General features: G+C 67.3%; 12 protein-coding genes. 6 read left to right on the top strand and 6 right to left on the bottom strand.

All coding sequences use genetic code 11. The features are described 5' to 3' along the window. Positions 1–125: 125 nt before the first annotated feature. The 5 genes from BKI49_RS24480 to BKI49_RS24460 all read left to right on the top strand — a co-directional run bounded on the left by BKI49_RS24480 (position 126) and on the right by BKI49_RS24460 (position 6,305). Complete coding sequence (locus tag BKI49_RS24480) at positions 126–1,154, top strand: ABC transporter permease (RefSeq protein ID WP_179332562.1); 1,029 nt, start codon at positions 126–128, stop codon at positions 1,152–1,154. Between the two features lie 80 nt (positions 1,155–1,234). Next, positions 1,235–2,995, top strand: a complete 1,761-nt coding sequence (locus BKI49_RS24475; RefSeq protein ID WP_095936441.1) for an ABC transporter substrate-binding protein — start codon at positions 1,235–1,237, stop codon at positions 2,993–2,995. A gap of 168 nt (positions 2,996–3,163) precedes the next feature. Further along, positions 3,164–4,144: an ABC transporter permease gene (locus BKI49_RS24470; RefSeq protein WP_095936440.1), complete on the top strand. Its 981-nt coding sequence runs from the start codon at positions 3,164–3,166 to the stop codon at positions 4,142–4,144. Positions 4,145–4,201: 57 nt separating this feature from the next. Then, positions 4,202–5,239 (top strand): ABC transporter ATP-binding protein, encoded by a 1,038-nt coding sequence (locus BKI49_RS24465; RefSeq protein ID WP_095936439.1) that lies wholly within the window; start codon positions 4,202–4,204, stop codon positions 5,237–5,239. A gap of 25 nt (positions 5,240–5,264) precedes the next feature. Beyond that, entirely contained in the window at positions 5,265–6,305 is a 1,041-nt protein-coding gene (locus BKI49_RS24460; RefSeq protein WP_095936438.1) for an ABC transporter ATP-binding protein, read from the top strand. Positions 6,306–6,455: 150 nt separating this feature from the next. Here the strand turns inward: BKI49_RS24460 and BKI49_RS24455 are convergent, their stop codons facing one another. Both BKI49_RS24455 and BKI49_RS24450 read right to left on the bottom strand, forming a co-directional pair. Continuing rightward, positions 6,456–6,833, bottom strand: coding sequence for a VOC family protein (locus BKI49_RS24455; RefSeq protein WP_095936437.1), 378 nt, complete (start codon positions 6,831–6,833; stop codon positions 6,456–6,458). 9 nt (positions 6,834–6,842) lie between these two features. Next, positions 6,843–7,346: a DinB family protein gene (locus tag BKI49_RS24450; protein ID WP_095936436.1), complete on the bottom strand. Its 504-nt coding sequence runs from the start codon at positions 7,344–7,346 to the stop codon at positions 6,843–6,845. 102 nt (positions 7,347–7,448) lie between these two features. Between BKI49_RS24450 and BKI49_RS24445 the strand changes: the two genes are divergently transcribed. Next, positions 7,449–8,192, top strand: a complete 744-nt coding sequence (locus tag BKI49_RS24445) for a class I SAM-dependent DNA methyltransferase (protein WP_095936435.1) — start codon at positions 7,449–7,451, stop codon at positions 8,190–8,192. Between the two features lie 87 nt (positions 8,193–8,279). On the opposite strand, the gene BKI49_RS24440 is transcribed toward BKI49_RS24445, so the two are convergent. From BKI49_RS24440 to BKI49_RS24425, 4 genes are all read right to left on the bottom strand, one after another. Further along, positions 8,280–9,323, bottom strand: a complete 1,044-nt coding sequence (locus BKI49_RS24440) for an ABC transporter ATP-binding protein (protein ID WP_095936485.1) — start codon at positions 9,321–9,323, stop codon at positions 8,280–8,282. Between the two features lie 86 nt (positions 9,324–9,409). Further along, complete coding sequence (locus tag BKI49_RS24435) at positions 9,410–10,474, bottom strand: ABC transporter ATP-binding protein (protein ID WP_095936434.1); 1,065 nt, start codon at positions 10,472–10,474, stop codon at positions 9,410–9,412. 20 nt (positions 10,475–10,494) lie between these two features. Beyond that, the gene (locus tag BKI49_RS24430) at positions 10,495–11,472 is read right to left on the bottom strand and encodes an ABC transporter permease (RefSeq protein WP_095936433.1); all 978 of its coding nucleotides are present in this window, start codon (positions 11,470–11,472) and stop codon (positions 10,495–10,497) included. A gap of 81 nt (positions 11,473–11,553) precedes the next feature. Further along, entirely contained in the window at positions 11,554–13,353 is a 1,800-nt protein-coding gene (locus BKI49_RS24425; protein ID WP_095936432.1) for an ABC transporter substrate-binding protein, read from the bottom strand. Positions 13,354–13,433: the final 80 nt, after the last annotated feature.

Genomic DNA, 13,433 nt, shown 5'->3' with positions numbered 1-13,433 from the left:
AAGGTAAAGAGAAGCCCAAGGCGACCGAGAATTTATTGACCTTGAATGAATTGCGTTGAAAAAGTCCGGCGTAGCCCGTAGGGAGCGCCCTGCGGAGCCGTTGACCCCATCGGGCCTGGAGCACCATGACCCTCCCTACTCCTTCCGCGGCCGCATCGCTTGAGGTGACCGACGAGATCGGCCAGATCCCGGATTCGTCCGCCAACCCCAAGGGCTCGGAGAGTCGCTCCCCGGGACGACTCGCCTGGAAGCGGTTCAAGCGTGACCGCACAGGCGTCATATCCGCGTACATCGTGATCTTCTTCTTTGCGATCGCGATCCTCGCGCCGCTGATCGCAAAGCTGTACGGCAAGGACCCGTACACCACGTACGCCAGCCAGCGCCCGGAACTCCTCGACGCCTTCTCGTACCCCGCAGGTCCCAACGGCGGTATCAGCTCGGATTTCTGGTTCGGCATCGAGCCGCAGCTGGGCCGTGACGTCTTCACCTTCCTGCTGTACGGCATCCGCACCTCCCTGGGCATCGCCGTGGCCGCCACGCTGCTGACCACCTTCATCGGTGTCGTCGTCGGCGTCACGGCCGGCTACCTGGGCGGCAAGACGGACTACCTCGTCGGCCGCATCATCGACATCCTGCTGTCGTTCCCGTCGACGCTGTTCTTCATCGCCTTCATGCCGGTGGTGTACGGCCTCTTCGTCGCCCCCGACGAGAACATCCCCACCTCGCTGCGGGCCATCTCCCTGATCCTGGTCCTCTCCGCCTTCGGCTGGGCGTCCATCGCCCGTCTGCTGCGCGGCCAGGTCCTCGGTCTGCGCGAGCGCGAGTACATCGAGGCGGCCAAGGTCACCGGTGCGTCGCCCCGCCGCATCGTGTTCAAGGAACTGCTGCCCAACCTGTGGACGCCGATCATCATCCAGTCCACGCTGATGCTCCCGGCGTTCGTGACCGCGGAGGCCGGTCTGGCCTTCCTCGGCGTCGGCATCATCGACCCCACCCCGGACTGGGGCGTCATGATCCAGCGCGGCGCCCAGTTCTACACCGAGGACATCACCTTCATGCTCTTCCCGGGCCTGTCGATGGTGATCTTCGTCCTCGCCTTCAACCTGCTCGGCGATTCGGTGCGCGACGCGCTCGACCCGAAGTCCAAGCGGTAGCCACCAGATCCACCCGGCCCGTTCAGTGTCGTGCGGCCGGTAACACCCGTCCCGATCGTCCCTATAAGGCAGGCTCATCCATGTCTTTCTCCCGTAGAAACTTCCTGATCGCCACCGGCGTGGTCGCGGCCTCGTCGTCCGTCCTGACCGCCTGTGGCGGCAGCGGAAGCGACAGCAAGTCGAAGAGCAAGGTCCCCTCGGTCAGCGGCTCCAAGACCCAGGAGATCCCGGTCGGCACCAAGGCCGACTCCGTCGGCCCCGCGCCGGAGGTCAAGGGAGCGGTCAAGGGCGGCACGATCTACTCGCTCGACCAGTTCGACATGGACCACCTGGACCCGGCGCAGATCTACGTCTCGACCGAGGGCGCCATCACCGTCCCGATCCTGCGTGGTCTCACCGGCTACAAGATCGACGAGAAGGGCGGCGCGACGCTGGTCGGCGACGCGGCCACCGACGCCGGCACCATGAAGGACGGCGGCAAGACCTGGACCTTCACGCTGAAGGACGGCGTGAAGTGGGAGGACGGCTCCGACGTCTCCTCCGACGACCTCCGCCACACCTTCGAGCGCCTCTTCGCCTCCTTCATCACCGAGGGTCCCCGCTACGTCCAGCAGTGGCTGGAGGGTGGCGACAAGTACAAGGGCCCCTACGACGGCAAGAAGCTCGACTCCATCGAGGTCGACGGCAAGACCATCACGTTCCACCTCAACGAAGCCCGCACGGACTTCAACTTCACGCTCGCCATGCGCGGCTACTCCCTGGTGAACAAGAAGCACGACACCAAGGAGAAGTACGACAAGAAGCCCTTCTCCTGCGGCCCGTACAAGATCGGCGCCCGCAGCATCGGCAAGTCGCTCACCTACGTGCGCAACGAGCACTGGGACCCGAAGACCGACGCGATCCGCAACAACTACCCGGACAAGTACGTCTTCCAGTTCGGCTTCGAGCTGCTGGCCTCGACCGACCGCTACATCGCGGACAAGGGCAACGACCAGTACGCGATGTCGATCTTCAACGAGGTCGCCCCGGAGCGCATCGCCCAGGTCCTCACCAACGCGAAGCTCAAGCAGCGCGTCCTCACCGAGGTCGACACGGTCACGTACTACTGGCCGATCAACATGACCCGCATCAAGGACGTCAAGGTCCGTCAGGCCATCAACTGGGCCTGGCCGCACCAGCAGCTGCAGACGATCCGCGGCGGCGCCTCCACCAGCGAGCTCGCCACCACGATCCTCTCGCCGGTGACCCCGGGTTACCAGAAGTTCGACCTCTACGGCGTCACCAAGAAGCCCGGTGGCGACGCGGCCAAGGCCAAGGCCCTGCTGAAGGAGGCCGGCAAGGTCGGCCAGAAGCTGGTCATCGCCTACCAGTCCTCGGACAACTCGGTGAAGTCGGCCGTCGCGATCAAGAACGCCCTGGAGGCCGCCGGCTTCAAGGTCGTCAACAAGCAGGTCGACAAGTCGACCTTCTACACGCAGATCGGCAAGGTCGACAACGACTTCGACCTGTTCGCGGCCGGCTGGAGCCCGGACTGGCCGAACGGTTACTCGGTCTTCTTCCCCTGCTGGAGCGGCAAGAACATCGGCGACGGCCGCAGCAACTACGCCCAGCTGAACGACCCGAGCGTCAACAAGGCCATCGACGCCGCCGCCAAGATCACCGACGTCGAGGCCGCGAACAAGGCCTGGGGCGAAGTCGACCGCCAGATCATGGAGCTCGCCGCGGTGGTCCCGGACTACCACTCCATCCGTAACTGGATGCACGGCTCCAAGGTCGGCAACGTCACGTACGACAGCGGCAACACCTGCGTCGCGCTCTGCAAGCTGTACGCGATGAAGTAAGCCGTACGACCCGGGTCCTGTCGCCGGACGCCGCCCGACCCGCCCACGAGGCGGAGAGAGCGGGTCCGGCGGCAGGGCCCAAGGGCGGTGTTCACCCGAACGCCTCCCTGCGGCCCTCCCACACCCACGCCCCCGGCGACGGCGCCCCGTCCGGAAAGTCACGCCCCCATGTCCCGCTTTCTCATCCGCCGAGTCTTCGGCGCACTGGTCATCCTCCTGATCATCAGTGCCATCACCTTCGGCCTCTTCTACGCCATTCCGCGTGACCCGGCGATGATGTCCTGCGGCAAGAACTGCACGCCCGACATGCTCGCGCAGATCCGGCACAACCTGGGCATCGACCACCCGATCCCGGTGCAGTACTGGGACTGGCTCAAGGGTGTGTTCGTCGGGCGCGACTACGGCAGCTTCGGCAACTGCAACGCCCCCTGCCTCGGCTACTCCTTCGCCAACCGCGAGCCCGTCCTCGGCACCATCCTGGACCGTCTGCCGACGACCCTCTCGCTCGCCTTCGGCGCGGCCATCGTCTTCCTGATCTTCGGTGTCGGCGCCGGTATGCTGGCCGCCGTCAAGCAGGGCAAGTTCCTGGACAAGTTCGCCAGCTCGGCCTCGCTCTTCGGCTCCTCGCTGCAGATCTACTTCGTCGGCTACATCGCGATGTTCTTCTTCGTCGCCAAGCTCGGCCTGTTCGCGCAGCCGTCGTACACGCCGCTCAGCGAGGACCCGGTCTCCTGGTTCTCCGGGCTGCTGCTGCCCTGGCTGACCCTGGCGATCATCTTCACCGCCAACTACACCCGCATGACCCGCTCCCAGCTGGTCGAGCAGCTCAGTGAGGACTACGTCCGCACGGCCCGCGCCAAGGGCCTGTCCCGTGCGAACGTGTTCTTCCGGTTCGCCTGGCGCGGTGCGATGGGTCCCATCGTCACGGTCTTCGGCATCGACCTGGGCACCCTGATCGGTGGCGCGATCATCACCGAATCGACCTTCAGCATCCAGGGCATCGGCCGCCTCGCGGTGGACTCCGTGAACAAGAGCGACCTGCCCATGCTGCTCGGCGTCACCGTCCTGTCGGCCGGCGCGATCGTGTTCTTCAACATCATCGTCGACGCCGTCTACGCCCTCATCGACCCGCGGATCCGGCTCGCCTGACCCCGGGCACCCCGCCCCCGACAGCAACCCCGGCATCACCCCCTCAGGAGCGTCCCCGTGACGAGCACCGATCAGCAGCCCTTCCTGTCCGTCAGGGATCTGAAGGTCCACTTCTCCACCGAAGACGGCGTCGTCAAGGCCGTCGACGGTCTCTCCTTCGACCTGGCCAAGGGCAAGACGCTCGGCATCGTGGGCGAGTCCGGTTCGGGCAAGTCCGTCACGAACCTCACGATCCTGGGGCTCCACGACCGTGACCGCACCTCGATCGACGGGGAGATCCTCCTCGACGGCAAGGAGCTGCTGACCGCCTCCGAGCGGGAGCTGGAGCAGCTGCGCGGCAACAAGATGTCGATGATCTTCCAGGACGCGCTGGCCTCGCTCTCGCCGTACCACACCATCGGCAAGCAGATCGGCGAGACGTACCGCAAGCACACCGGTGCCTCCAAGAAGGAGGCCCGGGAGCGGGCGATCGAGATGCTCAGGCGCGTCGGCATCCCGCAGCCGGACGTCCGGGTGGACGACTACCCGCACCAGTTCTCCGGCGGTATGCGCCAGCGCGCGATGATCGCCATGGCCCTGGTCTGCGACCCCGAGCTGCTGATCGCGGACGAGCCGACCACCGCGCTCGACGTGACCGTGCAGGCCCAGATCATGGACCTCCTCAAGGACCTCCAGCAGGAGTTCGGCACGGCGATCATCTTCATCACGCACGACCTCGGTGTCATCGCCGACATCGCGGACGACGTGCTGGTGATGTACGGCGGCCGGTGCGTGGAGCGCGGCACCAAGAAGGAGGTGCTGCGCGCCCCGCAGCACCCGTACACCTGGGGTCTGCTGGGCTCGATGCCGAGCCTGGAGGGGCCGGTCGACGTCCCGCTGTCGCCCATCCCCGGTTCGCCGCCCTCGCTTCTCAACCCGCCGTCGGGCTGCCGCTTCCACCCGCGGTGCACCTTCGCGGAGAAGGTCCAGGGCGGCCTGTGCTCCACCGAGCAGCCGCTGCTGGACATCACGGACGGGCGGGGCTCCGCCTGCCACCTCACGGACGACCAGCGCCGTGAGTTCTTCGCCGACTACGCCGCGACCCGGTCGCACTGACGGACACGAGACGGGAATCACGATCATGAGCAACACCAACCCCCTCCTGGACGTCACCGGACTGACCAAGCACTTCCCGGTCATGGGCGGCTTCCCCTTCAAGCGGAAGATCGGCGCCGTGCAGGCCGTGGACGGCCTGGACTTCCAGGTCGCCGAGGGCGAGAGCCTGGGTCTGGTCGGCGAGTCCGGCTGCGGCAAGTCGACCACGGGCCGGCTGATCACGCGTCTGCTGGAGCCCACCGGCGGCAGCATCAAGTACCGCGGCCAGGACATCACGCACGCGGGCCGCAAGCAGCTGGCTCCGGTCCGCTCCGAGATCCAGATGATCTTCCAGGACCCGTACGCCTCGCTGAACCCGCGGCAGACGGTCGGCAAGATCATCTCGGGCCCGATGGAGATCAACGGGATCAACCCGCCCGGCGGCCACGAGAAGCGCGTGCGTGAGCTGCTGGAGACGGTGGGTCTCAACCCGGAGCACTACAACCGCTTCCCGCACGAGTTCTCCGGCGGTCAGCGCCAGCGCATCGGCGTGGCCCGCGCGCTCGCCCTGGAGCCCAAGCTGATCGTCGCGGACGAGCCGGTCTCCGCGCTCGACGTCTCCATCCAGGCGCAGGTCGTCAACCTGCTCCAGGAGCTCCAGCAGGACCTGGGCATCGCGTTCGTCTTCATCGCCCACGACCTCGCCGTCGTCCGCCACTTCTCGCAGCGTGTGGCGGTCATGTACCTCGGCAAGATCGTGGAGATCGCGGACCGCGAGGACCTCTACGACAACCCGCGTCACCCCTACACGCGTGCCCTGCTCTCCGCCGTCCCCGAGGCGACGGCCGACGACATCCCGGCCCGCGAGCGCATCCGCCTCACCGGCGACGTGCCCTCGCCGCTCAACCCGCCGTCGGGCTGCCGCTTCCGCACCCGGTGCTGGAAGGCGACGGAGAAGTGCGCGACGGAGGCTCCGCCGCTGGTCCAGGTCGCGGGCAACAAGGAAGGCCACCTGACGGCCTGCCACTACCCCGAGACCCACGACACCGTCCCGGCGCCCCGCCTCTCCAAGGACGTCGCGGCCTGACACACCCCTTTTCGTCAGCCCGCGGCTTGCGGGACCGACCTTCGCCGGCCCATTGACCCGAGCCCACGAACGTCCGGTTCCCGGGCATGAAGAAGGCCCGCACCCTGCTGGGTGCGGGCCTTCGCGCGTTCGTACCGCGCCGTGCCGGGCTCAGCCCGCGGCGCCGCGCTCCATGCAGAACTCGTTGCCCTCGGGGTCGGCGAGGGTGACCCAGCCCCGGCCGTCGGGACGGGTGTGGTCCGCGACCAGGCGGGCCCCGAGCCCGATGGCGCGCTCGACCTCCGCCCCCCGGGTGCGGTCCTGAGGCTGGAGGTCCAGATGGATGCGGTTCTTGGCCGTCTTGCCTTCGGGGACGCGCACGAACAGCAGGGCCGGTCCCCCTGACGGGTCCTGGATCACCGCTTCCGGGTCACCGGGTTTGTCGTCGTCGGCGAGCGGCCGTCCGAGCAACTCGCTCCAGAACAGCCCGAGATCGTACGGGTCTCCGGTGCAGTCGAAGGTGATGGTGCGGATCGTGGGGTTCAACAGGGCTTCTCCTCAGGAGCCGGTGCGGCCGTCGGCCAGCTCGCGCAGGATGTCGAGGTGGCCGTTGTGGCGGGCCGTCTCCTCGACCAGATGCAGGATGATCCAGCGCAGGTTCACATGGCGGCCGTCACGGATGGGCCGCTTCGCCTCGGCGTCCAGGTCGTGCCCGGCCACCAGGTCCTGGTAGCGGGCGCTCTGCTCCTCGTACTCGTCGAGGAGCTGGGCGAGAGGGACGTCGACGGCGATGCGCATCTCGCGGTCGGGGTCCTCGTCCGTCCAGGGGCCCTCGTCCTCCTCGCCGAGGAAGACGACCTGGAACCAGAAGTACTCGACCCAGCGCAGATGGCTGATCAGCCCGCACAGGGTCATCAGCGGGGAGCCCGGCAGCGGCGCCTTGACGGCGTCCTCCGCGGAGACGCCCTCGCACTTGTCGCGGGCGGTGGCCCGGGCGTAGTCGAGGAAGGTGGCCAGCTGAGTGCGCTCGTCCCAGGAGGGAGGCGTATCGGTTCGCGTCATCGAACGGAAGCATCCCGGCCCGGCCGTTCGATGTCGAGCGATTTACCACCGGTACTTTCCGAACATGGTTCGAGCGGCCTTGCGGGCTGACAGACTGCTGCGATGACTGATCGTTCGTTCAGTGACGTCACCCTCGCCGCCCTGTACGACGCGCTCAATCCCTGGGGCCCGAGCGACGACTTCTATCTGGACCTGGTGATGTCCGCGCAGTCGGTGCTCGATGTCGGGTGCGGGACAGGGCAGTTGCTGGGCCGGGCCCGGGAGGCCGGACATCGCGGCCGACTGTGCGGGCTCGATCCGGCGGCGGCCATGCTGGTGCAGGCGCGGCGGTGGGACGCGGTCGAGTGGGTGCTCGGGGATCTCGCCTCCACCCGCTGGGAGCGGGAGTTCGATCTCGTGGTGATGACCGGCCACGCCTTCCAGGTCCTGCTCGGTGACGAGGAGTTGCGGGTCGCCCTCGGCACCGTGCGCGAAGCGCTGTGCGACGGCGGGCAGTTCGTGTTCGAGACGCGCCATCCCGCCGCCCGCTCCTGGGAGTCGTGGAGCCCCGAGCACGTGCACGAGGTGAGCGACGCGCACGGAGCGGTCGTCCGCGTGTGGCACGAGGTGGAGGCGCCGGTGCTCGGGGAGCGGGTGACGTTCACGGAGACGTTCGAGCATCCGGCGTGGGAACGGCCGCGGACCAGCCGCAGCACGCTGCGCTTCCTCGGCCCCGAGGCGCTGTCCTGCTTCCTGGACGAGGCCGGGCTGCTGGTGCGCGAGCAGTTCGGGGACTGGGGGCGGAGGCCACTGACCCCCGCCTCCCCCGAGATCATCACCGTGGCCGGCCCGGCGGGGCGCCGCTGACCGCTCCCGGCCTGGGACCGGGACACGGAGCCTGCGCGGCCGGGCCGCGATCCGGCGGACGGGCGCCCGGGTTCGCTCGGTACCCCCCTAGTCGTCCTCGGCCTCCAGCGCCGCCAGTGCCGGATCCAGCACGATGTCCTCGGCACGCGCCTCGATGGTGGGATCCTCCGGGAAGTGGCAGGCGGTGAGGTGGCCCTCGGCGTTGCCGGAGAGGCGGACCAGCGGCGGTTCCTCCTGCGCGCACTTGTCCTGGGCCTTCCAGCAGCGCGTGCGGAAACGGCAGCCGGACGGCGGGGAGATGGGGGACGGGACGTCGCCCTGGAGACGGATGCGTTCCTTCTTCTCGGCATCGATGTCCGCGTCGGGGACGGCCGACATCAGCGCGTGGGTGTACGGGTGCCGGGGGCCGGTGTACAGCGACGTCCGGTCGGCGAGCTCCACGATCTTGCCGAGGTACATGACCGCGACGCGCTGCGAGAAGTGCCGTACCACCGCGAGGTCGTGGGCGATGAAGACGAACGCGATGCCCATCTCCCGCTGGACCTCCTGCAGGAGGTTCACCACCTGCGCCTGGATGGAGACGTCCAGAGCCGAGACCGGCTCGTCCGCCACGATCAGTTTCGGCTTGAGCGCGAGCGCGCGGGCCACACCGATGCGCTGGCGCTGACCGCCGGAGAACTCGTGCGGGAAGCGGTTGTAGTGCTCGGGGTTGAGACCCACCGTCTCCAGCAGCTCACGCACACGCTTCTCGCGCCCGCCGGGCGGGTTGACGCCGTTGATCTCCATCGGTGAGGAGATGATCGTGCCGACCGTCTGCCGCGGGTTCAGCGAGGCGTACGGGTCCTGGAAGATCATCTGGATCTCGGAGCGGATCGGGGACAGCTGACGCCGGCTGGAGCGGCTGATGTCCTTCCCGCGGTACGAGATCGTGCCTTGGGTGGGTTCCATCAGGCGGGTCAGCAGCCGTCCCGTGGTGGACTTGCCGCAGCCCGACTCTCCGACCAGTCCGAGGCTCTCACCGGGGAAGACGTCGAAGGAGACGCCGTCCACGGCCTGCACGGCGCCGACCGTCCGGCGGATCGGGAAGCCTCCCTTGACCGGGAAGTACTTCTTCAGGTCGGTCACCCGCATCAGGGGTTCGCCCGGGTCCACGTCCCGCTGACCGGGGATCACATCGGTCACGACCGCGGTTTTCTCGTCGCTCACAGTCAGTCCCCTCAGCCCAGCCTGGGCCGAATCGTCTCGGTGAAGATGCGGCTCTTTTGATCCGACGTCAGATGGCAGGCGGCGCCGCGTCCCGTCGGCAGCTCGGGCCGGATGTCCACGCACCGGTCGGCGCCCTCGACCTCGTTCCTGAACGCGCACCGCGGATGGAACGGGCAGCCCGAGGGCGGGTTCAGCAGCGACGGCGGCGCGCCCGCAATGGGGGTCAACGGCTCGTCCACGTCCGCCGTCAGGCGTGGCATGGACGCCAGCAGGCCCCAGGTGTACGGGTGTTGCGGAGTCTTGAGCACCTCACGGACGGTGCCGCGCTCCACCGCGCGGCCCGCGTACATCACGAGCAGGTCGTCCGCCATGTTGGCGACCACGCCGAGGTCGTGGGTGATCATGATGATCGCGGAGCCGAACTCCTGCTGGAGGTCCTTGAGCAGGTCCAGGATCTGCGCCTGGACCGTCACGTCGAGGGCCGTCGTCGGCTCGTCGGCGATCAGCAGATCCGGGTTGCAGACCAGCGACATCGCGATCATCGCGCGCTGGCGCATACCGCCGGAGAACTGGTGCGGGTAGTCGTCCACGCGCCGCTTGGCGTGCGGGATGCCCACCTTCTCCAGCATCTCGATCGCCCGCTCCCGCGCCTCCCTCTTCGAGGCGCCGGTGTGCTTGCGGAACGGTTCACCGATCTGCCGCCCGACGCTGTGGTACGGCGACAGGGCGGTGAGCGCGTCCTGGAAGATCATCGCCATCTTGTTGCCGCGGAGCTTCTCCAGCTCCGGCTCCGTGGCGGTGATGAGCTCCTTGCCGTCGAGGACGATCTCGCCCTCGATCGTGGTGCTCAGCGGGTTGTGCAGGCCCAGGATGCTCAGGTTGGTGACGGACTTCCCCGACCCGGACTCGCCGACGATGCCGAGCGTCGTCCCGCGCTCCAGGTCGAAGGAGAGTCCGTCGACCGCCTTGACGACGCCGTCCTCCGTGGCGAACCGGACGTGCAGGTCACGCACCGACAGGAACGCGTCGGAGGCGCCGGCGGCCGGGGCGTCCTCGGGCTTGGTGAGTGTGGTCACTTCAGAGGGCTCCTCAAGCACTAGGACAGCCGCACACGCGGGTCGATCACGGCGTACAGGGCATCCACGATGACGTTGAGCAGGAGGATGAACGCGGCGCTGAAGAGCATCACGCCCATGAGTTTCGGCAGGTCCTTGCCGACCACCGAGTCCACGGCGAGCCGTCCGATGCCGGCGAGTCCGAAGGTGAACTCGGTGACGACCGCGCCGCCGAGGAGCGCCGACAGGTCCATGCCGAGGATGGTGAGGATCGGGATCAGCGAGCCGCGCCAGGCGTACCGGAAGAAGACGTACCTCCCGGTCATGCCCTTCGCACGGGCCGCGCGGACGTGCTCCTCCTGGAGTTGCTCGATCATCGTCGAGCGGGACATACGTGTGTAGTTGGCGGTGAAGATTACGGACATCACGATCCACGGGATCAGCAGGCCCATGAACCACTGCGCCGGATTCTCGCTGAACGGAACGTACTTGGGCTTGTCCAGCCAGCCGGTGCTGTAGACGAAGATGCCGAGGACGACCGGGCCGAGGAAGTAGATCTGCATCGAGCTGAGCACCAGCGAGATGCTGGAGAACGTCTTGTCGAGCCAGGTCCCGCGGTAGCGGGCGGCGATGAGGCCGGTGCCGAGACCGACGATCAGGAAGACGAGCAGGCCGCCGATGGTGAGGGACAGCGTCAACGGGAAGCGGTCCATGATCGTGTCCCAGACCATCTGCTGGTCACGGAAGGAGACGCCGAAGCAGGGTGCCGGACAGTGTCCTACGGCGAAGTCGCGCCCGGCGAACAGGCCGGAGAGGAACTTCCAGTACTGCACCGGGATCGGATCGTCGAGCCCCAGATTCTTGTGGATGATCGCCAGCGCGTCCGGGGTGCAGTTCTTGCCGCACGCGAGTGTCGCCGGGTCCTGGGGGATCGCGTAGTACATGAAGAACGTGAAGGCGCTGATCAGCAGGAGGATGAGCACCGCGCCGAACGTCCGGCGAAGGATGAATCGAAGCATGGCGGAACGCTGCTCTCAGGACGGCGGCCAGGGACAGGAGCGCCCGGGGCGCACTGCGCGCAGTGCGCCCCGGGAGGGTGGTCAGCTCTTGAGGAAGACCCGGGTCGGGTCGGTGTAGCTGGTGACCGTGGAGTAGCGCAGGCCGCCCACGTTGGTGCCGGCGATCTGGAACGTCTTGGTGTAGTAGATCGGCGACGCGGGGTTGACCTTCTCGCTGATGTACTGGTTCAGCGCGGTCCAGGCCTTGGTGGCCTCGGCGGTGTCCGTGATCTTCAGGATCCGCTGGATCTCGGAGTTCACGTGGTCGTCGTTGATGTGCGCGTAGTTCGACGCACCGTCCTGGATCTGCGTGCCGTCGTACAGCGGCGGGAAGACGGTCGAGGCGGAGGACCAGTCCTGGCCCCAGCCGGTCATGTAGATGTCGAAGCCGTTCTTGACCTTGCCCACCTGCTCGTACCAGGTGGCGGCGTCGATCTCCTTCTTCTGGACGTCGAGGCCGATCTTGGTGAGGGCGTTCTCGACGAGGACCGCCTGCTGCTGGCGGACCGGGACGTTGGCGTAGGCGTAGACGATCTTCATGCCCTTGGCGCCGGCCTCGTCGATCAGCTTCTTGGCCTTCTCGATGTCACCGTTGGGCTTCTTCGAGCGGTCGAAGGGGTCGTAGTTCTTCTGGTAGCCCGGAGTGGTCGGCGACATCAGGCTGTTGGCGACCTCACCGCCGTACGCGCCACCGTCCGTCTTGTACATGGCGGTGGACGGCATGGCGTAGGTGATCGCGTCGCGGATCTTCTTGTCCTTGATGCGGTCCATGTTGAAGTTCATCTGCCACACGTACGGCGCGTAGCCCTGGATGGTGCGCTTCATCGCCGCGGCGTTGGAGACGACCTTCTGCACCTGCGTGGTCGCGACCTGACCGGTCATCATGATGGCGTTCTTGGCGTCACCACGGTCGGCGAGGATCGTCTTGGTCTGGTCCTCGTCGTCGTGGTTGATGTCGATGTTGAAGCCGTCGACGTACTGGTGCCGCATGGCGTCGCTCTTGGCGTCCCAGTTGGTGTTCTTGACCAGCTTCACGCTCTTGCCGGCCTTGAATTCCGAGACCTTGTACGGGCCGAGGGCGACCGGCTTGGTGTCGTACTTCGCCTTCGTGTCCGTCTTCTCCGGGACGACGGAGTAGCCGGCCATGGCCAGGGCCTGCGGCAGGTCGGGCTGGGCGACCTTGAAGTGGAAGACGACCGTCTTGTCGTCGGGGGTGGCGAGCACCGAGTCCGGCAGGTGCTTGCCGCCCTTGAACGGACCGGCGTACGCCTTGCGGTAGGTGGTGCCGGAACCCGACATCCACTGCTGGATGTAGGACGGGCCGTCCGTGATGAACGGGTCGTAGAGCCGCTCGAAGGTGTGCCGGACGTCGGCCGAGTCGATCACATGACCGGTCTCGTCCTTGATCCCGTCCTTCAGGGTGTACGTCCACGTCTTGCCGCCGTCCGACATCTTGCCGGGGTCGGTGGCGAGGTCACCCACGACGGTGAGGGCGCCCTTGTCGTCCTCCTTGTACGTGGTGAGGCCGCGGAAGATGAGCTTGGAGAGCAGGCCGGCGTCGCTCACGTAGATCTGGCCGGGGTCGAGGTGCGAGAAGTCGTCCTCCTCGTACACCTGGATCGTGCCGCCGGGCTTGGCGCCCGGGACCTCCTCGGCAGGACCCGTCGAGTCCGCTGCGGTACCCATCGTCACCGCGGCCGACTGAGCGGCGGCCTCCTTCTTGCTCTTGCTCTTGTCCTTGCCGTTGCCGCTGTCACTGCTGCTGCAGCCGGCCAGCGCGAGGGCGCCGGCCGCGACCGCGACGACGGCGGTCCGCGCTCTGCTAGAACTGATGATGCTCATGGAGTCGAGTCCACCTGCCTGTGAGTTGTGATGATCCACTGGTGCTGCCTGGCGGTGCACTGCCGGTTCGTCGCCGGCTC

It is taken from the genome of Streptomyces sp. Tue6028, from assembly GCF_002300165.1.
GTDB lineage: Bacteria > Actinomycetota > Actinomycetes > Streptomycetales > Streptomycetaceae > Streptomyces > Streptomyces siamensis.
This window is presented reverse-complemented; position numbering and strand designations above follow the sequence as displayed.

What these genes read in the sequence shown, in the direction of transcription:
- BKI49_RS24480 (WP_179332562.1), top strand. Translation starts at nt 126, where the DNA reads ATGACCCTCCCTACTCCTTCCGCGGCCGCATCGCTTGAGGTGACCGAC.
- BKI49_RS24475 (WP_095936441.1), top strand. Translation starts at nt 1,235, where the DNA reads ATGTCTTTCTCCCGTAGAAACTTCCTGATCGCCACCGGCGTGGTCGCG.
- BKI49_RS24470 (WP_095936440.1), top strand. Translation starts at nt 3,164, where the DNA reads ATGTCCCGCTTTCTCATCCGCCGAGTCTTCGGCGCACTGGTCATCCTC.
- BKI49_RS24460 (WP_095936438.1), top strand. Translation starts at nt 5,265, where the DNA reads ATGAGCAACACCAACCCCCTCCTGGACGTCACCGGACTGACCAAGCAC.
- BKI49_RS24450 (WP_095936436.1), bottom strand. Translation starts at nt 7,346, where the DNA reads ATGACGCGAACCGATACGCCTCCCTCCTGGGACGAGCGCACTCAGCTG.
- BKI49_RS24445 (WP_095936435.1), top strand. Translation starts at nt 7,449, where the DNA reads ATGACTGATCGTTCGTTCAGTGACGTCACCCTCGCCGCCCTGTACGAC.
- BKI49_RS24440 (WP_095936485.1), bottom strand. Translation starts at nt 9,323, where the DNA reads ATGCGGGTGACCGACCTGAAGAAGTACTTCCCGGTCAAGGGAGGCTTC.
- BKI49_RS24430 (WP_095936433.1), bottom strand. Translation starts at nt 11,472, where the DNA reads ATGCTTCGATTCATCCTTCGCCGGACGTTCGGCGCGGTGCTCATCCTC.
- BKI49_RS24425 (WP_095936432.1), bottom strand. Translation starts at nt 13,353, where the DNA reads ATGAGCATCATCAGTTCTAGCAGAGCGCGGACCGCCGTCGTCGCGGTC.